Origin of the sequence: Paracoccus cavernae, assembly GCF_042430175.1 — a bacterium.
Lineage (GTDB): Bacteria > Pseudomonadota > Alphaproteobacteria > Rhodobacterales > Rhodobacteraceae > Paracoccus > Paracoccus cavernae.
This window is the reverse complement of the sequence record NZ_JBHMDZ010000001.1, coordinates 416,570-439,957: the sequence shown is the minus strand read 5'-3', so window position 1 is coordinate 439,957 and position 23,388 is coordinate 416,570. Positions and strand designations below refer to the sequence as shown.

Genomic DNA, 23,388 nt, shown 5'->3' with positions numbered 1-23,388 from the left:
GCGGGACTTCTGCCCCCATTGATGCCAGATTGACACTATTGATGAGGAGAAACATATGAAATTGCTGCGTTACGGCCCCGTGGGTCAGGAAAAGCCGGGTCTTCTGGACGCCGAGGGCAAAATCCGCGACCTCTCGGCCCATGTCGCCGATATCGCCGATGATGCGCTGACCCCCGCCGGTCTGGCCAAACTCGCCGCGCTTGATCCCGCGAGCCTGCCGGAAGTCACCGGCAATCCGCGTCTGGGCGCCTGCGTCGGCAATGTGCGCAAGTTCATCGCGATCGGGTTGAACTATGCCGACCACGCCGCCGAAAGCGGCATGGCGGTTCCTGCCGAGCCGGTCGTTTTCAACAAATGGACCAGCTGCATCGTCGGCCCGAACGATGATGTGAAGATCCCGCAGGGCTCGACCAAGACCGACTGGGAAGTCGAGCTGGGCGTTGTCATCGGCAAGGGCGGCAGCAACCTGTCCGAAGCCGAGGCGATGGATGCCGTCGCGGGCTATTGCGTCGTCAACGACGTCTCCGAGCGCGAATGGCAGCTGGAGCGCGGCGCGACCTGGGACAAGGGCAAGGGTTTCGACACCTTCGGTCCGATCGGCCCCTGGGTTGTGACCAAGGACGAGATCACCGATCCGGGCAATCTGAAAATGTGGCTCGAGGTGGACGGCAAGCGCTATCAGGACGGCTCGACCAAGACGATGGTGTTCAACGTCGCGACCTTGGTGGCCTATTGCTCCAAGCTGATGACGCTGATGCCGGGTGACGTGATCACCACCGGCACGCCTCCGGGTGTGGGCATGGGCCAGAAGCCCGCGCCTGTTTACCTGAAAGGCGGCGAGGTCATGACGCTCGGGATCGAAGGCCTGGGCGACCAGACCCAGAAGGTCACCCGCGCCTGATGAGCGAGGAAGCGCGCCTGCGCGAGCAGATCTGTCTTTTGGCGCGGTCGATGTTCGACCGCGGCCTGACGGCGGGATCGACGGGGAACATCTCGGCCCGAACGCCGGACGGGGGGCTTCTGGTCTCGCCGACCGGCACCAGTTTCGGGCGGCTGGACCCCGCGCGGCTGGCGCGCTTCGACCCAAGCGGTCGCCAGATTGATGGCGACCGCCCGACCAAGGAAATGCCGCTTCACAGCGCGTTTTACGACACGCGGGCGCGGGCGGGGGCGGTGGTCCATCTCCATTCCTGTCATGCGGTCGCGCTTTCGGTTCTGCCCGATGCGGTGGCCGAAGATTTTCTGCCGCCGATCACGCCCTACGCTTTCATGCAGCTCGGGCGCGTGCGGCTGTTGCCCTATTTCCGCCCCGGCGATCCCGCGATCGGCGATGCGGTGCGCGGCCTTGCGGGCAAACGCTCGGCGGTGATGCTGGCCAATCACGGGCCGGTGGTCGCGGGCCGCGATGTCGAGGCCGCCTGCAACGCCATCGAGGAGCTCGAGGCGACCGCGCGGCTGGCGCTTTTGCTGCGCGGCCAGACGCCCAATATGCTGACGCCCGCTCAGGTCGACGAGCTGGTCAAGATCCACGACATCGCCTGGGGTGACGAATGACGACTTTTTCCGCCAATCTCGGCTTTCTCTGGGCCGATCTGCCGCTTCCCGATGCGATCCGCGCCGCCAAAGCCGCCGGTTTCGACGCGGTCGAATGCCATTGGCCCTATGACACCCCCGCCGAGCATGTCGCAGCCGCTTTGGCCGAGACCGGCCTGACCATGCTGGGCCTGAACACCCTGCGCGGCAAAGCGGGCGAGAACGGCTTGGCAGCCCTTCCCGACCGTGAGCCCGAGGCCCGTGCCGAGATCGACCGCGCTGTCGATTACGCCCGCCGCATCGGCTGCGGTTCGGTCCATGTCATGGCCGGTTTCGCCGAAGGAGATCAGGCGCATCAGACCTTTCTCGGCAATCTCGATTACGCCTGCCGCGCCGCGCGTCCGCACGGGATCACCATCCTGATCGAGCCGCTCAACCGCTATGACGCGCCCGGCTATTTCCTGAGGACCTCGGATCAGGCCGCATCAATCATTGCCGCGATCCCGCACGACAATCTGGCACTGATGTTCGATTGCTACCATCTCCAGATCATGGAGGGCGATCTGTCCCGCCGCCTTGCCGCCCATCGCGAGATCATCGGCCATGTCCAGATCGCCTCGGTCCCCGATCGCGGCACGCCCGATCACGGAGAGCTGGATTACCGCCATATCATGGCCGTGCTGCGCGATCTGGGTTGGGAGCGGCCCTTGGGGGCGGAATACAAACCCCAGCAACCGACGGATCAGACGCTGGGGTGGTTGCCGGTTCTGCGCAGCGTCTAAGCGGGGGGCAATGCCGCCAAAGCGTCGGCGAAAAAGCTTTCCGCGCCGAAATTGCCGGATTTGAGGGCAAGGGCCAGCGCGCCTTGGCTATCCTCGGCATAGGTCCAAGGCACGCCCGGCGCGATTTCCTTGCCGATCATCAGCCGCGTCACGCCAAGGGCGCGCGCGACCGCGCCCGAGGTCTCGCCGCCTGCCACGACAAAGCGCGCTCGCCCCGATGCGCGGGCATCGCGGGCGATTTGGGCCAAGGCTTCCTCGACGATGTCACCGGCGCGAGCGACCCCAAGCTCGGCCTGTGCGCGGCGCACCTCGTCGGGCTCGGCACTGGCATAGATCAGGACCGCCGCATCGGGGTCTTGGGCGGCGAACCAGTCCCGCGCGGCGGCAAAGCCGTCTTTGGCCAAGGCCAGCGGATCAAGCCGGTAATTGGGCGCCAACGGCTTGTAATGCGCGACCTGCGCCCGCGTCATGGCCGAACAGCTTCCCGACAGAACGACCGCGCCCTTCGGCAGGACCGGCGGCTGGAAGCCCGTGGCGGCACCGTCCAAAAGCCCCGCCTCGCGCCAGATCGCGGGCAGGGGACGCGCAAGCGCCGAGCCGCCGGTCAAAAGCGGCAGGTCGCTTGTCGCCCGCGCAATCACCTCGAGATCGGCATCCGAAACCGCATCGGTCACGACATGGCGGACGCCCTGCGCGGAAAGGTCCGCCAAGGCCTCGCGCACCGCATCCGCGCCTTTGGCCACCGTCGGCCAGTCGATCAGCCCGACCGGCGCGCCGCCAAGTTGCGGCGCAAGCAGCCGCGTCAGATCGCTGTCCTGCATCGGCGTCAGCGGGTGGTCCTTCATCGGGCTTTCCGCCAAGGGCTGGCGGCCCACGAAGAGATTGCCCATGAAGACCCGCCGCCCGTTTTCGGGGAATGCGGGGCAATAGATCGTCTGCGCGCCGCCAAGATCGGCCAAAAGCGCCTCGGCGACGGGGCCGATATTGCCGGTCGCGGTGCTGTCGAAGGTCGAGCAGTATTTCCAGTAGAACTGCCGCGCGCCCGAGGCCTGCAGCCAGTCCAGCGCCGCGCGGGTCTCGGTCACGGCGTCATCCACGGGGCTCATGCGCGATTTCAGCGCGACGACCTCGACATCGGCGATCCCGTCCGGCGCGCTTTCGGGCAGGCCGAGCCGCAACGAGACCGAGACGCCGCTCCGCGCCAAAAGTCCCGCCAGATCGGTCGCGCCGGTGAAATCATCCGCGATGCAGCCCAGTATCGTCATTCGCCCCTCCGGTCATGTCGCGGCGGAGGTTAGCTTCCGCCGCGGAATCGGCAAGCAGGTTAACGGCTTAGCTGCGACGGAAGTCGAGCAGGGTTTCCTGATGGTATTCCGTATCGGGCATCAGAAGCGCCGAGGGGAAGTCCGCATGGTTCGGCGCATCCGGCCACAGCTGCGATTCCAGCGCGATCCCCGCATTGGGCCCATAGGCGAAGCCGCCAAGCCCCGTGGCGCGCTCGTGCAGTTTCGCGCCGGCATAGGCCTGAAGACCCGGTTCGGTCGAGCGGATCTCCATCGTGATGCCCCCGCCGGAAAGCCGCGCGGCCAGCACCGGATGGGCGAGGCGGGCATCGGCGATGACGAAATTGTGGTCGAGCGTTTCGAGGACCTCGGGGTCGTCAAGCCGCACCGGATTGCGGAAATCGAAGATCGAGCCTGCCACGGGGGCGGTCTCGCCGGTCGGGATCGCATCCGCATCAACGACGGTATAGCCGCGCGCCAGAATCGTCAGCTCGTGGTTGCGGATATCGCCCGAGCCGTCGAGGTTGAAATAGCTGTGCTGGGCCAGATTGCACAATGTCGGCTTGTCGGTCTTGCCCGCGAAAACCATCTGCAGGCTGGGACCCGCAAGGATGCGGTAGGTCAGCGACAGATCGAGATTGCCGGGAAAGCCCATTTCTCCGTCGGGCAGGGACAGGGTTAGGGTCACGCTGTCGGGCGTGGTCGCCGAGACGGTCCAGTTCTTGGTCGCCGTGCCTTTGGCCCCGCCATGCAGCAGGTGTTTGCCCATGAAATTGCGGTCGAGCTGCACGGTCTCGCCGTTGATCGGGGCACGGCCCTGATTGATGCGGTTGGCAAAACGTCCGGCAATCGCGCCGAAATGCTTGCCCTCGGTCAGATAGGGCTCGAATTCGGGGAAACCCAGCACCAGCGAATGGGGCACGCCGTCAAGGCGCAGATCCTGCACCCGCGCGCCGAAGCTCACGATCGAGGCGGTCAGCCCGTGGCCCGAGATCACGGTTCTGGTGACGGTTTCGCCGTCGGGCATCGTGCCGAAGGTGCTGCTGCTCATCATGCGATCCTTACGCGAGGGGCGGGAAGGCCGCGCAATCCGGCCTGATCCACGGCCCATGTTTTGCCGTTCTCGGGGTTGTTGTCGCCGTGCAGGCCGACGGCGGCGCTGGTGACCATCAGCCGGTCGAGCGCCGCGCCGGTAAAGACGGGGCAGGTCGGTTGTTTGGCGGGCAGGGCGACCGATTGGATGCGCGCGCCGGTCGGGTCGAAACAGACAATCTGCGCCGATCCCCAAAGCGCGCACCACAGGTTTCCGGCGGCGTCAATGACGGCTCCGTCGGGATGAAGGCCTTCGGCAGACAGGTCCGCGAAAACCGCAGCCTCGCCCTTGGGCCATCCCTCGGCGTCAAGCGCTTGGCTCCAGATCAGGTGCCGCGCGGTATCGGCGTAATAGGCAAGGCTGCCGTCGGGCGCGAAACAGATCGCGTTCGGGATCGAGACCTTGTCCACGATTTTGCGCAGCGTGCCGTTGAAATAGCGGTAGATCGCGCCCGCGCCCTCGCTTGCATCCAGCGCCATCGTCCCGATCCAGAACCCGCCCTGCGGATCGGCGCGCCCGTCGTTGGAACGGTTGCCCGCCACATCCGCCTCGAGCGGGAGCAGATCCTGACGCGTGCCGGTCGCGAGATCAAAGACGAACAGCGCGTTTTGCGAGGCGATCAGCAGGCGGTCATGGTCGATCCAGCCCGCAGCCGAGACGAATTCGTTGAACTGCCATGTCCGCGGCTGGTCGCCATCAAGGCTGTGGAGGCGTCGGCCGAGGATGTCGAACCAGAAGGGCTGATTGCGCTCGGGGTGCCAAAAGGCCCCTTCGCCCAAGGTGCAGATCCGTTGATCGAAAACCGAGACCGACGCCGCCATGTTGTTAGCCCTTCAATGCCGCAACCAGCGCCGCCGCGCGTGTGCCGACGGTTTCGGCGCTGTCGCCGGGTTTATAAAGCGCCGAGCCGATGCCGAAACCATCCGCACCCGCCGCGAGCCATTGCCCGAAATTGCCGGCATCCGCGCCGCCGACCGCATAGAACGGCATGTCGCGGGGCAGGACGGCGCGCAGCGCTTTGACCGTGCCCGGACCGGCCTGATCGGCGGGGAAGAGCTTGAGCCCCGTCGCCCCCGCCTTGATCGCGGCAAAGCATTCGGTGGCGGTAAAGACCCCCGGCCAGCTCTCCATGCCGAGGCGGCGGGTTTCGGCGATGACCTCGGGGTCGGCATTGGGCGAGACGATCAGCTTGCCGCCGACCGCATGGACCGCATTCACATCCGCGACTGTCAGCACCGTGCCTGCGCCGATCAGGGCCGCGTCGCCATAGGCCTCGACCATCGCGCGGATGCTGTCGAGCGGTTGCGGCGAGTTCAGCGGCACCTCGATCTTGGTGATGCCGGCCTCGATCAGGGCTTTGGCGACGGGCAGGGCTTCGGGCGGGGTGATGCCGCGAAGAATGGCGATGAGAGGCAGGCTCATTGGGCGTCCTGTAGTTGACGGTAGGCGGAGGTGAGACCGGCAAGGACAAGTGCCCCGCCATCGGTCACGGCAGGCGTGCATCCGGCAAAGCCGAGGGCACGGGCATAAAGCGCGGTCAGCGCGGGGGCGGCGATCAGGGTGACGGGGCCGCTCTCCCAGAATTCGCGCGCGGCGGCGATTTCGGCGCCGATCAGCAGCCCCGAAAGGCGGCCCGCGATCTGTGATCCGGTCGCGCCTTCGAGCAGGGCCGAGGCGCGCAATCCGAACAGGCCTCGCATCGCCAGATGGGGGTCGGCGAGCACGGCTTCGGCGGCGGCGTCGAAAGCCTCGGCCGAGGGCTCGACCGCACCGATCGAGAGGCGCAGCACCGATTGCTGCGACATCAGCGCGAATTGCTCGCCGGTCATGAAGGTCTGGAAAGAAGTCACCGCACCGTCTTTGATGCGGACCCATTTGGAATGGGTGCCGGGCAGGCAAAGCGCGCCCTCATAGCCCGGATTTTCAGCGAGAAAGCCCGCGATCTGGGTTTCCTCGCCGCGCATGACGTCGGGCGGATTGGCTTGGGACAGGCCCGGCAGGATGCGTACCGACAGGCGCGGGTCGCGGACCTTGGGGCGGATGGCGCGATGCGGATCAAGCGGCGGGCAGGGGATGGCGCGGTAATCGGCCTCGATCCAGCCGGTGCGGGCACCGACCATGCCGCAGGCGATGATCTCGATCGCTTCGCTTTCGGGCAGCCAGTCCTCGATCAGGTTGAAGAGCGCGGGCTCGAATTCTTCGGGCGAAAGACCCGCCATGCCGCGATCCGCCGAACGGGCAGCGCGGGCACCCGTGTCGCCCATCGCCCAGACCCGCAGTCTTGTGGTGCCCCAATCGACCGCAATCCAATCGGGGCTCGTTTTTTCGTCAGTCACTATCTTACCATTCGAATGCGTCAGTTTTCCGGTGCCGGCCCAGCATCATCGCATCGGCAACATGGCGGAAGGGCGCAAGATCGACGTCGCTTTCCCCCTTGGCGATCAATTGGGCGAAGCGCGCATAGATGCGGTCGTATTCGCCGGCCAGCGCCCCTTCATCCGACAAAAGCGAGCCGCCTGCAACGATCTTGGCGCCGCCCTGCGACAGTTCCATATCGCCGTCGTCGGTGCGGATCAGCATGTCCCAGGTCTGGACGCCGGTCTCGCGGAAGTCGAAGTCGAGATCGACCGGCGCGCCCTCTTCGGTGAGCATTTTCAGCTGCGCGGCGATCGGCGTTTCGCGGTTTGCGGGAAACTCCAGCGTGCCCTCGGTGGTGTAAAGCGCAACGGGCAGGATCTCGGTCAGGACGGAATAGGCATTGATGCCGGGGTCGAAAACGCCGGTGCCGCCGGGCTGGAAGATCCAGTCCTGACCGGGATGCCAGCGCCGCACATCCTCGCGCCATGTCACGGTGATCGCGGTGACGCGGCGCGTGGACAGCCAGTCCTTCGCGCCCGGAATGCCCGGTGCGAACTGGCTGTGCCATGCGGTGAAGAGTGTGCGGCCTTGCTGGCGCGCGATCCGCTCCAGCGTCATGACCTCGCTGACTGTCGTGCCGGGGGGCTTTTCCAAAAGGACGTGGCGGCCTGCCAAAAGCGCCTCTCGGGCGACGGCGAAACGGACCTGCGGCGGGGTGCAAAGCGCGACCGCGCCGACATCGGGCATCTGGCGCAGGAAGGTGCCGATATCGGTGAAAGCGGGTGTATCCTCGCGCGACGAGACGGGATCCACCGTCGCCGCCAGATGGAAGGCGGGGCTGGCGGCCAGCGCGGGGACATGCTGTTCGCGCGCGATTTTGCCCAGCCCGATGATGGCGAGGCCGGAAGTATCAGTATCGGACATGGTTTCCCCTCAGCCCTTGCTTTTGTTCGAGACGTCGAAGATCACCGCGGCGAGAAGCACGAGACCCTTGATGATCTGCTGGGTGTCGATGCCGATCCCGAGGATCGACATGCCGTTGTTCATCACACCCATGATGAAGGCGCCGACGACCGCACCGATCACGGTACCGATCCCGCCCGCCATCGAGGCGCCGCCGATAAAGACGGCCGCGATCACGTCGAGCTCGAAGCCGACGCCCGCTTTGGGTGTTGCCGCGTTCAGACGCGCGGCGACGACGACACCGGCCAGCGCCGCCAGCATCCCCATGTTCACGAAGGTGAGGAAGACCACGCGCTCGGCGTTGATGCCCGAGAGCTTGGCGGCCTTGGCGTTGCCGCCGATCGCATAGATGCGGCGGCCGATCGTCGTGCGCTCGGAGATGAAGGCATAGACTGCGACCAGAACCGCCATGACGATGAAGACGTTGGGCAGGCCGCGGAAATTGGCCATCGTCCAGGTCATCCACGACAAAGCGAGAAAGATCAGCGCGTTCTTCACCGCGAAAAAGGCGAAGGGCTCGTCGACGGTGCCGGTGGCCTCTTCGCGTTTGCGGTTGCGGATCTGCAAAAGCAGGATCGCGATGGCCGCGCCCCAGCCCAGAACCAGCGACAGCACGTTGGGTTTGCCGACGCCGAAGATATCGGGAATGAAACCCGAAGAGATCAGCTGGAAATCCGCGCCGAGCGGGCTGATGTTCTGGCCCTGCAGCAAAAGCATGGTCAGGCCGCGAAACACCAGCATCCCCGCCAAAGTCACGATGAAGGAGGGGATCTTCCAATAGGCGATCCAATAGCCCTGAAGCCCGCCGATGATCGCGCCCGCCACAAGGCTGAGCAGGATAACCAGCGGGATCGGCAGGCCCATTTTGACCACCATATAGGCGGCAAGTGCTCCGACGAAAGCCGCGACGGAGCCGACCGAAAGGTCGATATGGCCTGCGACAATCACCAGAAGCATGCCGACGGCCATGATGACGATATGGCTGTTTTGCAGGAAAAGGTTGGTCAGGTTGACCGGCCGGAACAGGATGCCGCCGGTCAGGACCTGAAACAGCGCCATGATGATGACAAGCGCGAAGAGGATGCCGTATTCGCGGATATTGCGGCGGATGAAGCCGAATGTGCTGGCGCTTTTCGGGGTGGTGTCAGACATGCGGATTCTCTGCCTTCTGTTCTGCGACGGGCGTCTGGGCGGCCGTGATTGAGGGCGTGCCGGAGGCGGTGTTGGCAGCGCCATTGCCGGCCGAGCGGATGATCATCGCCATGATCTTTTCCTGGCTGGCTTCCTCGGAGGGAAGCTCGCCGACGAGACGGCCTTCGTTCATCACGAGGATGCGGTCGGTGACGCCCAGAAGCTCGGGCATTTCCGACGAGATCACGATCACCGATTTGCCGCTTTCCGCGAGATCGCGGATGATCGTGTAGATTTCGTATTTCGCGCCGACATCAATGCCGCGCGTCGGCTCGTCGAGGATCAGGATCTCGGGATTGGTGAACAGCCATTTCGACAGCACGACCTTTTGCTGGTTGCCGCCCGAAAGGTTCACGGTTTCCTGCTCGATCGAGGAAGAGCGGATGTTCAGCCTCTTGCGGAAATCGCGGCCGATATCGCCTTCCTGATGGCGGTCGATCACGCTGCGTTTGGCAATGCCGTCGAGATTGGCGAGCGGGATGTTGCGCCGGATCGTGTCGATCAGCACGAGGCCGAGCGATTTGCGGTCCTCGGTAACATAGGCCAGACCGGCCTCGATCGCCTTGGGCACGGTCGAGAGATCGCGGCGCTCGCCGTGGATCGTGACCTCGCCCGAGCGGAATTTGCCCATCGAGCGGCCGAAGAGGCTCATGGCAAGCTCGGTCCGGCCCGCGCCCATCAGGCCCGCAATCCCCAGAACCTCGCCCTGACGAAGCTCGAAATTCGCGCCTTTGACCAGCAGGCGCTGGCTGTTGACGGGATCTTCGATGGTCCAGTCGCGCACGGTCATGACCGTGCCGCCGATTTTGGGATCGCGCGGCGGGTAGCGGTCGTCCATCGAACGCCCGACCATATCCTTGATGATCTGCTCTTCGCTGACCAGCCGGTCGTGGTGGGCGACGGTCGCGCCGTCGCGCAGGACGGTGATGCTGTCGGCAACCTGCGAGATCTCGTTGAGTTTGTGCGAGATCAGGATCGCGGTCATGCCGTCTTCGCGGAAACCGGCGAGCAGCTCCAAAAGCGCGGCGCTGTCGTTCTCGTTGAGCGAGGAGGTCGGCTCGTCGAGGATCAGAAGCTCGACCTTCTTCGACAAGGCTTTGGCGATTTCGATCAGCTGCTGCTTGCCCATGCCCAGCTCGCCCACCTTTGTGGCGGGGTTCTCGTTGAGCCCGACCTTGGCCAGAAGCTCGACGGTGCGGCGGTTGGTCTCGCGGCGGTCGATGACGCCGTTTTTCGCGATCTCGTTGCCCAGAAAGATATTCTCGGCGATCGACATCTGGGGCACCAGGGCAAGCTCCTGATGGATGATGACGATGCCCTGCGCTTCGCTGTCGGGGATGCCGCGGAAGGCCATGGGTTTGCCGTGGTAAAGGATCTCGCCCTCGTAGCTGCCGTGGGGATAGACCCCCGACAGAACCTTCATCAGGGTGGATTTGCCTGCGCCGTTTTCGCCGACCAAAGCGCGGATTTCGCCGCGGCGGACCGAAAGATTGACGTTGTTCAGGGCTTTGACACCGGGGAATTCCTTGGTGATCCCCCGCATTTCAAGGATGCTGTCCATCGCTTGCCTCATGCTGTCGCCGGGGCAGGGCCATGCCCCGCCCCGGCCTGATTGGGTTCGCGATTATTTCAGCTGGTCTTCGGTGTAATAGCCCGATTTCACCAGAACATCCTCGATATTGGCGGCGGTGACCGGAACCGGCTGGAGCAGGTAGGACGGCACGACTTTGACACCGTTGTTGTAGGTGGTGGTGTCGTTGACCTCGGGCTCTTTGCCTTCGAGCATGGCGTTGACCATGCCGACGGTGACTTTCGCCAGCTCGCGGGTGTCCTTGAAGACGGTCGAATACTGCTCGCCGCCGCGGATCGATTTCACCGAGGGGATCTCGGCGTCCTGACCGGTCACGACCGGCATTTTCAGATCGCCCGAACCATAGGCCAGACCCTTGAGCGAGGAGATGATCCCGATCGAGAGCCCGTCATAGGGCGAGAGCACGCCGTTGACCTGCTTGTCGGTGTAATTGGCCGACAGAAGGTTATCCATGCGCGCCTGTGCGGTCGCCGGATCCCAGCGCAGCGTGCCGACCTTGTCCATGCCCATCTGGCCCGAGGGGATCACGATCGAGCCGTCGTCGATCAGCGGCTGGATCACCGACATCGCGCCGTCATAGAAGAAATAGGCGTTGTTGTCGTCCGGCGAGCCGCCGAAGAGCTCGACATTCCACGGCTTCACATCGGGGAAATTGGCCTTGAGGCCGTCAACCAGCGTGGTGGCCTGCTCGACGCCGACCTTGAAGTTGTCGAAGGTCGCGTAATAGTCGATATCGGGCGTGTCGCGGATCAGGCGGTCATAGGCGATGACCTTGATGTCGGCGGCTTTGGCATTGGCGAGCGCGCTCGACAGGGTGGTGCCGTCGATGGCCGCGATCACCAGAACGTTCACGCCCTTGGTGATCATGTTTTCGATCTGGGCCAGCTGGTTCGGGATATCGTCATCGGCATATTGCAGATCGGTCTGATAGCCGGCGTCCTGGAACTGCTTGACCATGTTGTTGCCGTCGTCGATCCAGCGCGCCGAGCTTTTCGTCGGCATCGAGATCCCGACAAGACCGTCGGCCGATGCAATGCCGGGCAGCGCGAAAGTCGCGACCGAGGCCAAGGCAATGGCGATTTTCTTGAAGCTTTTCATGTGTTCTCCCTGTCGATACACAAGCAGAGGATCCGGTGCCGCAGGCTTTTTTGCCCGCCCGACCCGTTCCTCTGTCCTCCCCCTTGTTGCAGACGCTTGCGCGTTGCCGGCGGACTGTGCCGCACAGGCGAAAGCTAGACAGGTTGCAACATAACCGTCAATTGTCGTTTTCTCAAAATGGTATGCCATTTTTGATAGAAGACGGAAATTCTATGGCCGAAAGGGATTTTGGACGGATATTCCGGAGGCAGAAACCGTTAGCGTTAGCACCCGCAACCAACTGGCAAAGCTAACGATTTTTTCGCAAAATTCCGGAAAAATCATGCTTCACCAAGGGATTCCGCCGTCGCAGGGTGGGCAGGGTCGGGCGTGAAACAACCGTTTCGGACAGCCCGTTTCGGCCGGTTTGGCGTCTTGCCGCAGCGTCCAGCGACCTCGGGCGCTCCGGCCGGACCAAGCTCTGATTTCGCGACCCCGCCGGAGCTTTTCGGGCGCGTCGCGTCGCCGGTCAAAGGTCTTTGCGCACATCCTCCCATTCGGGATGGCGCGCGAACTGGGCTTGGACATAGGTGCAAAGCGGCAAAATCCGGATCGATTCGTTGTGCGCATCCGAGACGAGTTGATGCACCATCGCCTCGGCGACGCCCTGGCCGCGCATCGTTTCGGGGACGAAAGTATGGTTGGCGGCGATGAGCGAGGGGCCGATGTCGAGCCAGGTCAGCTCTGCGGCCTCCTGATGACCGGGGAGGGTGACGAAATAGCGGCCCCCTTCGTCGTTCTTTTCCCGCTGCACTTTGAACTCGACCATGGCCAACCCTTTCCTGTGACAATGGTTAACGCCGAAAGCCGCGTTTTGGTGCCAAGGTGCCTGCGGCAAGGCGCAAAGCAAAAGGCCCGGAGCGCATCCGGGCCTTTCGATCTGTCGGGTCGGGGCGGGCCGCGATCAGGCGCGCTCGGAATATTCGAAGAGCTCGGTATTCACGACGATCTTTTCGTCGACGCTGACGAAAGGCGGGATCATGACGCGTACGCCGTTGTCGAGAATGGCCGGTTTGAAGCTTTTCGCGGCGGTCTGGCCGTTCAGGACCGGCTCGGTCTCGGCGACGGTGCAGATCACTTTTTGCGGGATGCGGACCAGAAGGGCCTCGTCGCCGTAATACTGGATCGTCGCGGTCATGCCGTCCTGCAGGAAGGGGCGGCGGTCGCCAAGAAGGTCGGCGTCCAGCTCCATCTGCTCGAAGGTCTCGTTGTCCATGAACACCAGTTTCCCGTCGGTTTCGTACAGGAATTGCTGGTCCTTGGTCTCGAGCGTGACGTTCTCGACCTTGTCTTCCGAGCGGAAACGCTCGTTCAGCTTGCGGCCGTCGCGCAGGTTCTTCAGCTCGACCTGGGCGAAAGCGCCGCCTTTGCCCGGTTTGACGTGGTTCACTTTGACGGCAGCCCAAAGCCCGCCGTCATGTTCGAGGACCGCGCCGGGCTTGATTTCATTGCCGTTGATTTTGGGCATGGTGTAAGGCCTTGATGATATTTAATGATTTTGGCCGGTTCAAAAGGTTGAACCCGGATTGCGCGAAGCTATATCTATTATGGTTAATTCTGGCAACCGAAACGCGTTTCGGGCGTTGTCAAGCGCGGGAATGGTTAAAAGACTGTCATAAAACTCTTGTGATAGCCCCATATTGCTTAACTTTGGCTCGGGTTGCGCGGGCTGCATGGCGGTCATGCGGCGGCGGGCGTACCGAATCAGCTCCACAAGGGCTATGCCCCGACTACCGCCTGAAAGGCTTTGATAAATACGGGGCAATTTATGCCCGCATCCGGCGCATGGCCGCCGGCAATGAACAGGATGAAAAAATGCGCGACTTCGTTGATGGTTCGGCTTTCAATTTCGAACAAGGGCAGCGTGCCCGCAAACTGTTTGCCGCCGTGGTGCTGGCAGCTTTGGATGATGCGATCGCCGACGACAAGAAATACGGCAATGGTCCTGACCAGATCGCCCGCTGGGCGCGTTCGCGCGACGGCCGCGAGGTCCTGTCCTGCGCGGGGATCGACCCCAACGAGCGCGTGGTGAAGGGCCTGATGGAATTTGTGGCGAAAGGTGTGCGCACCTCTGTCGCGCTGTCGCGCGAGGAAAGCGAGCGTCGCCACGCAGCTGAAGAGGCCGAGGCCGCATAAGCGACCGCGATCAATGGCGTTGCCGGGCCGTCCTTCGGGGCGGCCTTTTTTGTTGTGTTATCGACGCCTTACTGGAAAAGCCGCAGCACGAGCGGCGCGACGATCGCGGTCAGCACAGCGTTCAGTCCCATGCCCATACCGGCGAATGCGCCTGCGGTCTCGTTGACCTGAAGCGCGCGGGCGGTGCCGATCCCGTGGGCGGCAACGCCGACCGAAAAGCCGCGCGCGCGCCAGTCGCGGATGCGCAGCAGGTTCAAAAGCGGCGTCACCACGATCGCCCCGATGATCCCCGTGAGAATGACCAGAACCGCCGTGATCGTGGGCTCGCCGCCGAGGCTCTCCGAGATCCCGATCGCGACCGGAGCCGTCGTCGATTTCGGCGCGAGCGAGGCCATCATCACCGGCCCGAGATCGAAGAATTTCGCCAGCGCCAGCACCGAAACGATGGCCGTCAGCGATCCGGCGAGCAGCGCCGCAACCAGAGGCAGGACCGCATGTTTGAGCCGGTCGAGGTTGTCGTAAAGCGGCAGTCCAAGGCAGACCGTCGCCGGCCCGAGCATGAAATGGACGAATTGCGCGCCCTCGAAATAGGTTTTGTAGTCGGTCTTCGTCGCGCCAAGCAGCAAGGCGAGGATGGTGACCGCGATCAGAACCGGGTTCGCGACGCTGCGTCGTCCCGATTTGCGGAAGACGAAATCGCCGGTCGCATAGGCAAAAAGCGTCGCGCAGAGCCACAGCAGCGGCTCTTGCGAGAGATAGGTCCAGATTTGAGCGGCGTTGTTCATGCCCCGTCCCCTCCGGTATCGATCTGGTCGACCTCGGACTGGCCGGTCAGCTTGGCGACGCCGACAAAGGCCAGAGCCCCCACCGCGATAGCGAGCACCGTCGAGACGACGAGCGCCACCGAAATCCCCAAAGCGTTTTCGCGAAACTGCGCGAGATGGGTGATGATGCCGACGCCTGCGGGCACGAAAAACAGCGAAAGCTGGCTCAACAAGCCATTCGCGGCCGTGCGCAGGAAAGTGATCAGCTGCGGGCGAATGATCCCCGACAGCACCAGAAGCATCAGGCCGATCACCGGCCCCGGCAAAGGCAGCCCCAACCCGCGCGAGATTGTCTCGCCGATGAGCTGGAAACAAAGAATGGTCGCGAGCGCAAGTATCATGGTGCCATCCTAGCAGTCGGTCCGGACCGAGTTTATCCCTCAAATGTTGTGGAAACCTTAATACACTTCCCCCAGATTTAGCGCTATTGGTTGACGTGCCTGCGGGGGTGAAAGATTATCCGCCGATCATAACCTGATTCTATGGATAAGTTTTTGCGCTTCGACCGGCTGCGTCTCAATGGGTTCAAAAGTTTCGTGGACCCGACCGATCTGGTCATCCGCGAAGGTCTGACCGGTGTGGTCGGGCCGAATGGCTGTGGAAAATCCAACCTGCTCGAGGCCCTGCGCTGGGTCATGGGCGAAAACCGCCCGACCGCGATGCGCGGCGACGGGATGGAGGATGTGATTTTCGCGGGCACCACCCGCCGCGGAGCGCGCGCCCATGCCGAAGTCACGCTGACCATCGACAATAGCGACCACCTCGCGCCGGCGGCGCTCAACGAGGCGTCGACGCTCGATATTTCGCGCCGCATTACCCGCGATGCCGGCTCCGCCTACCGTATCAACGGCAAGGAAGTGCGGGCGCGCGATGTGCAGATGCTGTTCGCGGATGCCTCGACCGGCGCGCATTCGCCTGCGCTGGTGCGTCAGGGCCAGATTGCCGAGCTGATCAATGCCAAGCCGAAGGCTCGCCGCCGCATTCTCGAAGAAGCTGCCGGGATTTCAGGGCTTTACCAGCGCCGTCACGAGGCGGAGCTCAAGCTCAACGGCGCCGAGGCCAATCTGACGCGCGTGGACGATACGCTTGACCAGCTGACCTCGCAGGCGGCCTCTTTGGCGCGTCAGGCGCGTGCTGCCGCGAAATATCGCGAGATCGGCGCGGCTTTGCGCGTGGCCGAAGGCGTGCTGCTTTACCGGCGCTGGTCCGAGGCCGATGCCGCCCGCGCCAGTGCGGCGGGTGCCTTGCAGGAGGCGATCAAAGCGGCCTCTTTGGCGGAAACCGTCGCCCGTATCGCGATTGAAAACCGAGAGACCGCCGAAGCTGCTTTGCCGCCCCTGCGCGAAGAAGAGCAGATCGCGACCGCGATCCTGTCCCGCGCGACGGTCGAGCGCGAGGCCCTCGACGAAGCGGAAAACCGCGCCCGTCAGGCGATCGACACGCTGCTGTCGCGCATCGCCCAGCTTGAGCATGACCTCGAACGCGAAGGCGCGCTCAACCGCGATGCGGGCGAGGTGGTCGAGCGTCTGGTCTGGGAGCGCACCGAGATCGGCAAGGCGGCCGAAGGCCATGACGAGCGTCTCGAGGCGGCGGCGGATACCGCTTCGCAAGCCACCGAGGCCCTGCGCGAGGTCGAGGCGAGCCTTGCCGAATTGACCGACGAATCCGCGCGCCTTGCGGCGCGCTACCAATCGGCGGAACGTCTCGCCGCCGATCTGCGCGCCATGCTGGAACGTGCCGAGAAGGCGGCGACCGCCGCCGCCGAGGCGGTCGAACGCGCCGCTGCTTCCGGTCAGGAGGCCGAGGCCGCTTTGGCTGTGGCCGAAGAAGGTCAGGCGCAAGCGCGCGACGGGGCGGAGGCTGCCGAAGAGGCGTTGATCGACGCCGAGGCTGCCCGCGCCGAACTGGAAATCCGCGAAAGCGCCGCGCGCGCCCTTCGGGCCGAGGCCGAGGGCGAGTCTTCGGCGCTCGCCTCCGAAATGGCGGCGCTGCGCCGTTTGGTCGAACGCGGCGAGACCGGCGGCAAGGCGATCCTTGATGCGGTGCGCGTGGCCAAAGGCTTCGAAGCCGCTTTCGGCGCGGCTTTGGGCGATGATTTGAACGCGGGTCTGGCCGAGGATGGTCGATCGGGCTGGTATCTTCTGACCGGCTACGGTGCGGATGATGCGCTGCCGCAAGGCGCGTCGCCGCTCGCGCCCCATGTCGAGGGCCCCGAGGCTTTGGCGCGGCGGCTCTCGCAGGTCGGTCTGGTGGCCGATGCGCAAACCGGCGCGGCTTTGCAGCCCGCTCTGCGCCCCGGCCAGCGGCTGGTCACGCGCGAGGGCGATCTTTTCCGTTGGGACGGAATGCGGGTCAATGCGGGCGATGCCTCTTCGGCGGCGGCGCTGCATCTGCAAAAGGTCAACCAGCTCTCCGAAGTCTCCGAACAGGCCGAAGCCGCGCGCGAACGGGCCTCGGTTGCCGCCGAAAGCCATGCCGAGGCGCGCGCCGAACTCGATACCGCGACCAACGCCGAAAAGCGTGCGCGTGAATCGCGCCGCGAGGCCGAACGTGCCCTGTCCGAGGCCGTGCGTGCCGCGACCCGCGCCGAATCCGAGCTGGCTTTGGCCAACAGCCGCGCCGAATCCGCGCGCGCCGAACTTGCCCGCCACCGCGCTGATGCGGGTGACGCGGGCTCGCGTCTGGCGCAGGCGGAGCGGACATTGGCCGAGCTGCCCGACCGCGCGGCAGCAGCCGATGCGCTCGATTACGCCCGCACCGGCGTCGAGGCCGCGCGCATTGCCACCATGTCGCGCCGCTCCGCGCTGGAGGAAATCCGCCGCGACGGGTTGGCGCGCACCAAGCGCTTGCAGGAAATCACCAAAGAGGAATCGGGTTGGCGCCTGCGGCTCGAGCAGGCCGATGCCCGCGCCCGCGAACTGGCCGAACGTCGGGACGCCACGATGGAGGATCTCGAGGAGGCGCGCGCCCAGCCCGAGCTTCTCGCCGAGCGTCGCGTGATCCTGACCGAAGCCGAGGCTGCGGCCCGCGACCGTCTGGATCGCGCCCGCGCCGTTCTGACCGAAGCCGATGCCGATCTGCGCGCCAAAAGCGATGCCGAACGCGACAGCGCCCGCGCCGCATCCGATGCGCGCGAGCTCCGCGCCACCCGCGAGGCCCGCTCGGAGGCCGCCCGCGAAGGCGAGGAGGCAGCCCGCGCGCGCATCCTCGAAGAGACGGAAGGGTCGCCCGAGGCCCTGCTGGAAACGCTGGATCTCGATCCCGCCGTCATGGCCGATGCGGCCAAGCTTGAAGCCGAAATCGCGCGTTTGCGTCAGGCCCGCGATTCGCTTGGCGCGGTCAACCTGCGCGCCGATGACGACAAGCAGGCGCTGGAAACCGAACGCGACCGTTTGGCGGGCGAAAAGAACGATCTGACCGAGGCGATCCGCAAGCTGCGCGCCGGTATCGGCAGCCTCAACCGCGAGGGGCGAGAGCGCCTCTTGTCGGCTTTCGATACGGTCAACGCCAATTTCGTGACGCTTTTCACCCATCTTTTCGGTGGCGGAGAGGCGCGACTGGTTCTGGTCGAATCCGATGATCCGCTGGATGCCGGACTGGAGATCATGTGCCAGCCGCCGGGCAAGAAGCTGTCGACGCTCAGCCTTCTGTCGGGCGGCGAGCAGACGCTGACGGCAATGGCGCTGATCTTCGCGGTGTTTTTGGCCAATCCGGCCCCGATTTGCGTGCTCGACGAGGTTGACGCTCCGCTTGACGACGCGAACGTCACGCGGTTCTGCGATCTCATGGACGAGATGACGCGCCGGACGAGTACGCGGTTCCTGGTCATCACCCACCATGCCGTCACCATGGCGCGGATGGACCGGCTGTTCGGCGTCACCATGGTCGAGCAGGGCGTGAGCCAGCTGGTGAGCGTCGATCTCAAACGCGCCGAGGCTCTGGTCGCGTAAAGCGGCGGGCGGCCGGTGGCTGCCTGTCGCGGCCGGTGCGCCGCGGCACAATCGCGCCACTAGACCCCTTGCGCTGGGGCGGGCTGGCGGCGACAATCCCGTGAAATCTTTATCTGAGCCGAGGGACAGGCATGAGCATCGACAGCAAACTCGCAGAATTGGGCATCACGCTTCCGGCAGCGCCGGCACCTGCGGCGAATTATGTGCCCTATGTGCAGACCGGCAACCTGCTGTTCGTGTCGGGCCAGATCAGCTCGGGTCCGGGCGGTCTGATCACCGGCCGTCTGGGCGCGGATATGGCTGCCGAAGCCGGTGCTGAAGCCGCGCGGGCCTGCGGTCTGGCGCTTCTGGCGCAGGCGCGTGCGGCGCTGGGTTCGCTCGACCGCATCACCCGCGTCGTCAAGCTGAACGGCTTTGTGAACTCGACGCCGGAATTCACCGACCAGCCCGAAGTCATCAACGGCTGCTCGGATCTCATGGTCGAAGTCTTTGGCGACAAGGGCCGCCACGCCCGCGCAGCCGTCTCGGCCCCCGCGCTGCCGCGCGGCGTTGCTGTTGAAATCGAAGCGATTTTCGAGGTTGCATGATGGCTGCATTGCCCGCTGACTTCCTGACCATGCCGATCGCCCATCGCGGTTTGCATGGGCCGGGCGTGCCGGAGAACAGCCTCGCCGCTTTCCGTGCCGCGATCGAGGCGGGCTATGCCATCGAATGTGATATCCAGCGGTGCGTCGATGGCGCGCCGGTGGTTTTCCACGATTACGACCTGAGCCGGATGGCCGGCGACGAATCCTTTGTCGCCGATCTGACGCTCGAGGATCTGGCGGATTTCCGTCTGCTCAAGACCAACGAGGGCATCCCGACCCTGGGCGAAATGCTGCGCCTTGTCGCGGGGCAGGTGCCTTTGCTCATCGAGATCAAGGATCAGGACGGGCGTCTGGGCAGCAATATCGGCGATCTGCAAAAGCGCGTCGCCGACGAGCTCAAGACCTATGACGGGCCGGTGGCCGTCATGTCCTTCAACCCCGAAACCGTCGCGGCCTTCCATGCGGAGGCCCCCGAGATCGCGGTCGGGCTGACGACCTGCGCCTATGACGGGGAAGAATGGCCGATGCTGGATGCGGCAGAGCGCGCGCATCTGGGCGCGATTGCCGATTACGAGCGCACCGGCTCGGGCTTCATCTCGCATGACCATGTCGACCTCGCCAATCCGGCGGTGGGCAAGCTCAAAGCGGCGGGCGTGCCGGTCCTGTGCTGGACCATCCGCAACGAGACCGAAGAGGGCGCGGCCCGTCAGGTCGCCGACAACATCACCTTCGAGGATTACCGCGCCGCGAAGTAACCCCGCGCGGGTTGTGTATGCGCGGGATGGTTGGGGCGGGCGGTTCGGCCGCCTTGCCGCGCCAACCCTCAACCGCCCCTTGTGCTTGCGCGAATTCGGCCTAGCTTGCCTGATATGAGCGAATTGACTGTTTCCGTCCTCTCAGCGATTTCCGGTATTTCCGCGGCCGAATGGGACGGCTGCGGCGATGGCGGCAATCCTTTTGTCACCCACCGCTTTCTGGCCGCGCTCGAGGATTCGGGTTCGGTCGGCGAGGCTAACGGCTGGTTCCCGAGCCATCTGGTTGCGCGGCTCGACGGCGTTGTTGTCGGGGTAGCACCTTGTTATCTAAAGAATAACTCTCAGGGCGAATATATCTTCGATCACGGATGGGCCGAAGCCTATATGCGTGCGGGCGGGGATTATTACCCCAAGATGCAATGCGCCGTGCCCTTTACGCCGGTCACCGGCCCTCGTCTGCTCGCGCGCGATCCGCAGGTGCAGGCCGCGCTTTTGCAGGCCATGGCCGAGGTTGCGGGCCGCTCGGGCATGTCGAGCGCCCATGTCACCTTCTGCACCGAGGCCGAGGCGGCACTTGGCGAAAAGGTGGGCTTCTTGCCCCGCGTGACCCAGCAATATCACTGGCTCAACCACGGCTACGGCTCTTTCGAGGATTTTCTGGGCGAACTGTCCTCGCGCAAACGCAAGGCCATCCGCAAGGAGCGCGAGCGGGCGCAGGCTTTCGGCGGCGAGATCCGGCTTCTGACCGGCGAGGATCTGCGCCCCGAACATTGGGATGCCTTCTGGTCTTTTTATCAGGACACCGGCTCGCGCAAATGGGGCAGGCCCTATCTGACGCGGGCGTTTTTCGACCGGCTTCAAGAGACGATGCGCGACGACTGCTTGCTGGTTCTGGCCGAAATCGACGGCGAACCCATTGCGGGCGCGCTGAATTTTCTGGGCGGCGATACGATCTACGGGCGCTATTGGGGTTGCCTCGAGGATCACCGCTTCCTCCATTTCGAGCTGTGCTACCATCAGGCGATCAATTGGGCGATCGACCATGATCTCGCCCGCGTCGAGGCGGGTGCGCAGGGCGAGCACAAGCTTGCGCGCGGCTATCTTCCGGTCGAGACCCATTCACTCCACTGGATCGCCGACCCCGGTTTCCGAAATGCGGTCGCCGATTATCTGCGTCGCGAACGCGATGCGGTCGAAAACGATATCGAGATCCTGACCGAACTCGGCCCCTTCCGGCGCGGCGAGGTCACGGGGCATTAGGCCGGACGGCCAGGAGGCGGCGCATCTACTGGCGCTTGAAGCTGCGGAAGGCCGCAGAGGCCGCCCAGCCCGCGCCGACCGCGATCAGGAGCGACATCATCCCGTAAAGCAGCGGCTGTTCGAGCGAGAGACGATAGAGCCAACGCTCCAGCCCGACCTTCTGGACGATGATCGGCGCGCGATAGGTGTCGATCACCACGCCGTTGCGCAGCAGGAAGATGCGGGTCGAATAGGTGCCTTCGACGATGCTCGAGGGCAGTCGGACATCGGCACGAAACAGGGTTTGCTCGACCAGCCGCACCGCATGTTCGTCGAGGCGGTACTGGTCGCTTTCCTGCCGCAGCCGCACGAAGGCCTCGGTGAAGGGGACGGTATTCTCGACCGTGACCGGCCCTGCGAAAGCGCGGATCGCCTGCGGGATCGAGATGCGGTGGCTCGCATCCTGTTCGGGCAGAAGAATGCGGTCGAGCGGGCCCGTGGTCGCGATGACGTAAAAATCCGGTGCCGAGCCGATGCGCAGGCTTTCGGTGTTCATCCAGACGCCGAGATTGCGCTCTTTCTTGCGGATGGTGACCGATTGCGGCGGTCCCTCGACGGTGACGATCACATCGAGCGGCGGCCCGGGCGGGATTGCGCTTTCGCGTTTGATCGCGCCGTAGATGATGATCTCGGAGCCGTCGAAATTTGTCGTGATATCGACGTCGTTATGCGAAAGCCCCGCCACGACCTGTTCGGCCGGAACATGGGGGAAAGTCGCGACTCCGCGCGGCGGGCTTTGGGGGTCGCCGAAATTGGGATAGGTCGTATCCTGCGCCGTCGCGGCCCATGCGGTCGCGCAAAGCGCCAGAGCGGCCCAGAATCCGCCCCTCATCCGATCAGCCCCGGCGTGATCGAGTAAAGCTCTTCGGGGCGCAGAAAGAGATCGAGCGCCAGCCGCCCGCAGACCGCAAGCACCAAAAGCGCCATGAGGATGCGCAGCTGCTCGGCCCTGAGTTTCGCTCCGAGATTGGCGCCGATCTGTGCGCCGATCACCCCGCCCACGATCAGCAGGATCGCCAGCATGACATCGACGGTATTCGAGAAAACCGCATGCATCAGCGTAGTGTAGGCGGACAGGAAGGTGATCTGGAAAAGCGAGGTCCCGATCACGACTTTCGTCGGCATTCCAAGCAGATAGATCATGGCGGGCACCATGATGAAGCCGCCGCCGACCCCCATGATCGCGCCCAGAACCCCGACTGCGGCCCCGACCATCAGGGGCGGCCAGATGCTGATGTACAGCCCCGAGGCGCGGAATTTCACCTTCCACGGCCAGCGGTGGACCCAGACATGCTGGTTGCGGCGCGCGGGTTTGATCGGTCCGGCCTTGGCGCGGCGCAGCGCTCCGAGGCTTTCCTTGAACATCATCGTCCCGATCAGCCCGAGAAAGACGACGTAGCAAAGCTGCACCACCAGATCGACCTGCCCGAGTCTTTCGAGCATGTTGAAGATGATGACCCCCACGGACGATCCGACAAGCCCGCCTGCAAGTAGCACCCAGCCCATGCGGAAATCGACGGTCTTGCGTTTGAGGTGGGCGAGCACGCCGGAAAAGGACGAGGCCACCACCTGATTGGCGCCGGTCGCCACCGCAATCGCGGGGGGGATGCCGATGAAAAACAGCAGGGGCGTGATCAGGAAACCTCCGCCGACGCCGAACAGCCCGCTCATGACGCCCACGACGCCCCCCAGACCGATCAGGGTCAGCGCGTTGACCACGACCTCTGCGATGGGAAGATAGATCTGCATTTCGGTTCCGCAACAAAGGCCTGCGGCAATAGTGCCTGCGCGGCTCGGTAAGGTCAAATGAACAGGGCGGCATCTTTGTCAATTGGTGCTGGCCTTATCGGCTGCTTGTCGCCGACTCTCGTGACGGTTAATTGTATTGCCAAGCGGCGCAAAGCAG

23 protein-coding genes are annotated in these 23,388 nt (G+C 64.3%); 8 read left to right on the top strand and 15 right to left on the bottom strand.

What is annotated here, in order from left to right:
• Nucleotides 1-55 precede the first annotated feature (55 nt).
• From ACFFUC_RS02185 to ACFFUC_RS02175, 3 genes are read left to right on the top strand one after another with little or no spacing between them, the layout of a single operon-like run.
• Nucleotides 56-901 (top strand): ureidoglycolate lyase, encoded by an 846-nt coding sequence (locus ACFFUC_RS02185; RefSeq protein WP_377683088.1) that lies wholly within the window; start codon nt 56-58, stop codon nt 899-901.
• Complete coding sequence (gene otnC / locus ACFFUC_RS02180) at nt 901-1,554, top strand: 3-oxo-tetronate 4-phosphate decarboxylase (RefSeq protein WP_377683086.1); 654 nt, start codon at nt 901-903, stop codon at nt 1,552-1,554. The genes ACFFUC_RS02185 and otnC overlap by 1 nt, the downstream gene beginning before the upstream one ends.
• Nucleotides 1,551-2,315 (top strand): hydroxypyruvate isomerase family protein, encoded by a 765-nt coding sequence (locus ACFFUC_RS02175; RefSeq protein WP_377683085.1) that lies wholly within the window; start codon nt 1,551-1,553, stop codon nt 2,313-2,315. The genes otnC and ACFFUC_RS02175 overlap by 4 nt, the downstream gene beginning before the upstream one ends.
• Here ACFFUC_RS02175 and otnK read toward each other — a convergent pair.
• The 11 genes from otnK to efp all read right to left on the bottom strand — a co-directional run bounded on the left by otnK (nt 2,312) and on the right by efp (nt 13,399).
• Nucleotides 2,312-3,580 (bottom strand): 3-oxo-tetronate kinase, encoded by a 1,269-nt coding sequence (gene otnK, locus ACFFUC_RS02170; protein ID WP_377683083.1) that lies wholly within the window; start codon nt 3,578-3,580, stop codon nt 2,312-2,314. The genes ACFFUC_RS02175 and otnK overlap by 4 nt on opposite strands.
• Nucleotides 3,581-3,647: 67 nt before the next feature.
• Entirely contained in the window at nt 3,648-4,649 is a 1,002-nt protein-coding gene (locus ACFFUC_RS02165) for an aldose epimerase family protein (protein WP_377683081.1), read from the bottom strand.
• Nucleotides 4,649-5,512: an SMP-30/gluconolactonase/LRE family protein gene (locus tag ACFFUC_RS02160; RefSeq protein ID WP_377683079.1), complete on the bottom strand. Its 864-nt coding sequence runs from the start codon at nt 5,510-5,512 to the stop codon at nt 4,649-4,651. The genes ACFFUC_RS02165 and ACFFUC_RS02160 overlap by 1 nt, the downstream gene beginning before the upstream one ends.
• A 4-nt stretch (nt 5,513-5,516) precedes the next feature.
• Nucleotides 5,517-6,113, bottom strand: coding sequence for a 2-dehydro-3-deoxy-6-phosphogalactonate aldolase (locus ACFFUC_RS02155; RefSeq protein ID WP_377683077.1), 597 nt, complete (start codon nt 6,111-6,113; stop codon nt 5,517-5,519).
• Nucleotides 6,110-7,027, bottom strand: coding sequence for a 2-dehydro-3-deoxygalactonokinase (locus ACFFUC_RS02150; RefSeq protein ID WP_377683075.1), 918 nt, complete (start codon nt 7,025-7,027; stop codon nt 6,110-6,112). The genes ACFFUC_RS02155 and ACFFUC_RS02150 overlap by 4 nt, the downstream gene beginning before the upstream one ends.
• A gap of 4 nt (nt 7,028-7,031) precedes the next feature.
• Complete coding sequence (locus ACFFUC_RS02145) at nt 7,032-7,973, bottom strand: Gfo/Idh/MocA family protein (RefSeq protein ID WP_377683073.1); 942 nt, start codon at nt 7,971-7,973, stop codon at nt 7,032-7,034.
• Nucleotides 7,974-7,982: 9 nt separating this feature from the next.
• On the bottom strand, nt 7,983-9,164 hold the full coding sequence (gene mmsB / locus ACFFUC_RS02140; protein WP_377683071.1) for a multiple monosaccharide ABC transporter permease: 1,182 nt from the start codon (nt 9,162-9,164) through the stop codon (nt 7,983-7,985).
• Nucleotides 9,157-10,764 (bottom strand): multiple monosaccharide ABC transporter ATP-binding protein, encoded by a 1,608-nt coding sequence (gene mmsA / locus ACFFUC_RS02135; RefSeq protein ID WP_377683069.1) that lies wholly within the window; start codon nt 10,762-10,764, stop codon nt 9,157-9,159. The genes mmsB and mmsA overlap by 8 nt, the downstream gene beginning before the upstream one ends.
• 63 nt (nt 10,765-10,827) lie before the next feature.
• A complete protein-coding gene (gene chvE, locus ACFFUC_RS02130) occupies nt 10,828-11,892 on the bottom strand; it encodes a multiple monosaccharide ABC transporter substrate-binding protein (RefSeq protein WP_377683067.1) in 1,065 nt (354 codons plus the stop codon).
• Between the two features lie 508 nt (nt 11,893-12,400).
• The gene (locus ACFFUC_RS02125) at nt 12,401-12,700 is read right to left on the bottom strand and encodes a GNAT family N-acetyltransferase (protein ID WP_377683065.1); all 300 of its coding nucleotides are present in this window, start codon (nt 12,698-12,700) and stop codon (nt 12,401-12,403) included.
• Between the two features lie 135 nt (nt 12,701-12,835).
• On the bottom strand, nt 12,836-13,399 hold the full coding sequence (gene efp / locus ACFFUC_RS02120; RefSeq protein ID WP_377683063.1) for an elongation factor P: 564 nt from the start codon (nt 13,397-13,399) through the stop codon (nt 12,836-12,838).
• A gap of 347 nt (nt 13,400-13,746) precedes the next feature.
• On the opposite strand from efp, the gene ACFFUC_RS02115 reads away from it, so the two are divergent.
• Nucleotides 13,747-14,067: a DUF6280 family protein gene (locus ACFFUC_RS02115; RefSeq protein WP_020951971.1), complete on the top strand. Its 321-nt coding sequence runs from the start codon at nt 13,747-13,749 to the stop codon at nt 14,065-14,067.
• 68 nt (nt 14,068-14,135) lie between these two features.
• Here the strand turns inward: ACFFUC_RS02115 and ACFFUC_RS02110 are convergent, their stop codons facing one another.
• Nucleotides 14,136-14,852, bottom strand: a complete 717-nt coding sequence (locus tag ACFFUC_RS02110) for an LrgB family protein (protein ID WP_377683061.1) — start codon at nt 14,850-14,852, stop codon at nt 14,136-14,138.
• The gene (locus ACFFUC_RS02105) at nt 14,849-15,232 is read right to left on the bottom strand and encodes a CidA/LrgA family protein (protein ID WP_377683060.1); all 384 of its coding nucleotides are present in this window, start codon (nt 15,230-15,232) and stop codon (nt 14,849-14,851) included. Before ACFFUC_RS02105 ends, ACFFUC_RS02110 begins: the two co-directional genes overlap by 4 nt.
• A 141-nt stretch (nt 15,233-15,373) precedes the next feature.
• Here ACFFUC_RS02105 and ACFFUC_RS02100 point away from each other — a divergent pair, with 141 nt between their 5' ends.
• The 4 genes from ACFFUC_RS02100 (at nt 15,374) to ACFFUC_RS02085 (ending at nt 21,443) form a co-directional block, all read left to right on the top strand.
• Nucleotides 15,374-18,841, top strand: coding sequence for a chromosome segregation SMC family protein (locus ACFFUC_RS02100; protein WP_377683058.1), 3,468 nt, complete (start codon nt 15,374-15,376; stop codon nt 18,839-18,841).
• Between the two features lie 131 nt (nt 18,842-18,972).
• Entirely contained in the window at nt 18,973-19,428 is a 456-nt protein-coding gene (locus ACFFUC_RS02095) for a RidA family protein (RefSeq protein WP_377683056.1), read from the top strand.
• Nucleotides 19,428-20,183 carry a glycerophosphodiester phosphodiesterase family protein gene (locus tag ACFFUC_RS02090; protein ID WP_377683054.1) on the top strand — a complete coding sequence of 252 codons (756 nt, stop codon included), beginning with the start codon at nt 19,428-19,430 and terminating at the stop codon, nt 20,181-20,183. Before ACFFUC_RS02095 ends, ACFFUC_RS02090 begins: the two co-directional genes overlap by 1 nt.
• Before the next feature lie 114 nt (nt 20,184-20,297).
• Nucleotides 20,298-21,443: a GNAT family N-acetyltransferase gene (locus tag ACFFUC_RS02085; RefSeq protein WP_377683052.1), complete on the top strand. Its 1,146-nt coding sequence runs from the start codon at nt 20,298-20,300 to the stop codon at nt 21,441-21,443.
• 25 nt (nt 21,444-21,468) lie between these two features.
• Here the strand turns inward: ACFFUC_RS02085 and ACFFUC_RS02080 are convergent, their stop codons facing one another.
• Both ACFFUC_RS02080 and ACFFUC_RS02075 read right to left on the bottom strand, forming a co-directional pair.
• A complete protein-coding gene (locus ACFFUC_RS02080; RefSeq protein ID WP_377683050.1) occupies nt 21,469-22,314 on the bottom strand; it encodes a TIGR02186 family protein in 846 nt (281 codons plus the stop codon).
• On the bottom strand, nt 22,311-23,231 hold the full coding sequence (locus ACFFUC_RS02075) for a sulfite exporter TauE/SafE family protein (protein WP_377683048.1): 921 nt from the start codon (nt 23,229-23,231) through the stop codon (nt 22,311-22,313). The genes ACFFUC_RS02080 and ACFFUC_RS02075 overlap by 4 nt, the downstream gene beginning before the upstream one ends.
• Nucleotides 23,232-23,388: the final 157 nt, after the last annotated feature.

Bases quoted from the DNA above. Each gene is read 5' to 3' on its own strand.
- ACFFUC_RS02185 (WP_377683088.1), top strand. From the start codon at position 56: ATGAAATTGCTGCGTTACGGCCCCGTGGGTCAGGAAAAGCCGGGTCTT.
- otnC (WP_377683086.1), top strand. From the start codon at position 901: ATGAGCGAGGAAGCGCGCCTGCGCGAGCAGATCTGTCTTTTGGCGCGG.
- ACFFUC_RS02175 (WP_377683085.1), top strand. From the start codon at position 1,551: ATGACGACTTTTTCCGCCAATCTCGGCTTTCTCTGGGCCGATCTGCCG.
- otnK (WP_377683083.1), bottom strand. From the start codon at position 3,580: ATGACGATACTGGGCTGCATCGCGGATGATTTCACCGGCGCGACCGAT.
- ACFFUC_RS02165 (WP_377683081.1), bottom strand. From the start codon at position 4,649: ATGAGCAGCAGCACCTTCGGCACGATGCCCGACGGCGAAACCGTCACC.
- ACFFUC_RS02160 (WP_377683079.1), bottom strand. From the start codon at position 5,512: ATGGCGGCGTCGGTCTCGGTTTTCGATCAACGGATCTGCACCTTGGGC.
- ACFFUC_RS02155 (WP_377683077.1), bottom strand. From the start codon at position 6,113: ATGAGCCTGCCTCTCATCGCCATTCTTCGCGGCATCACCCCGCCCGAA.
- ACFFUC_RS02145 (WP_377683073.1), bottom strand. From the start codon at position 7,973: ATGTCCGATACTGATACTTCCGGCCTCGCCATCATCGGGCTGGGCAAA.
- mmsB (WP_377683071.1), bottom strand. From the start codon at position 9,164: ATGTCTGACACCACCCCGAAAAGCGCCAGCACATTCGGCTTCATCCGC.
- mmsA (WP_377683069.1), bottom strand. From the start codon at position 10,764: ATGGACAGCATCCTTGAAATGCGGGGGATCACCAAGGAATTCCCCGGT.
- chvE (WP_377683067.1), bottom strand. From the start codon at position 11,892: ATGAAAAGCTTCAAGAAAATCGCCATTGCCTTGGCCTCGGTCGCGACT.
- ACFFUC_RS02125 (WP_377683065.1), bottom strand. From the start codon at position 12,700: ATGGTCGAGTTCAAAGTGCAGCGGGAAAAGAACGACGAAGGGGGCCGC.
- efp (WP_377683063.1), bottom strand. From the start codon at position 13,399: ATGCCCAAAATCAACGGCAATGAAATCAAGCCCGGCGCGGTCCTCGAA.
- ACFFUC_RS02115 (WP_020951971.1), top strand. From the start codon at position 13,747: ATGCGCGACTTCGTTGATGGTTCGGCTTTCAATTTCGAACAAGGGCAG.
- ACFFUC_RS02110 (WP_377683061.1), bottom strand. From the start codon at position 14,852: ATGAACAACGCCGCTCAAATCTGGACCTATCTCTCGCAAGAGCCGCTG.
- ACFFUC_RS02105 (WP_377683060.1), bottom strand. From the start codon at position 15,232: ATGATACTTGCGCTCGCGACCATTCTTTGTTTCCAGCTCATCGGCGAG.
- ACFFUC_RS02100 (WP_377683058.1), top strand. From the start codon at position 15,374: ATGGATAAGTTTTTGCGCTTCGACCGGCTGCGTCTCAATGGGTTCAAA.
- ACFFUC_RS02095 (WP_377683056.1), top strand. From the start codon at position 18,973: ATGAGCATCGACAGCAAACTCGCAGAATTGGGCATCACGCTTCCGGCA.
- ACFFUC_RS02090 (WP_377683054.1), top strand. From the start codon at position 19,428: ATGGCTGCATTGCCCGCTGACTTCCTGACCATGCCGATCGCCCATCGC.
- ACFFUC_RS02085 (WP_377683052.1), top strand. From the start codon at position 20,298: ATGAGCGAATTGACTGTTTCCGTCCTCTCAGCGATTTCCGGTATTTCC.
- ACFFUC_RS02080 (WP_377683050.1), bottom strand. From the start codon at position 22,314: ATGAGGGGCGGATTCTGGGCCGCTCTGGCGCTTTGCGCGACCGCATGG.
- ACFFUC_RS02075 (WP_377683048.1), bottom strand. From the start codon at position 23,231: ATGCAGATCTATCTTCCCATCGCAGAGGTCGTGGTCAACGCGCTGACC.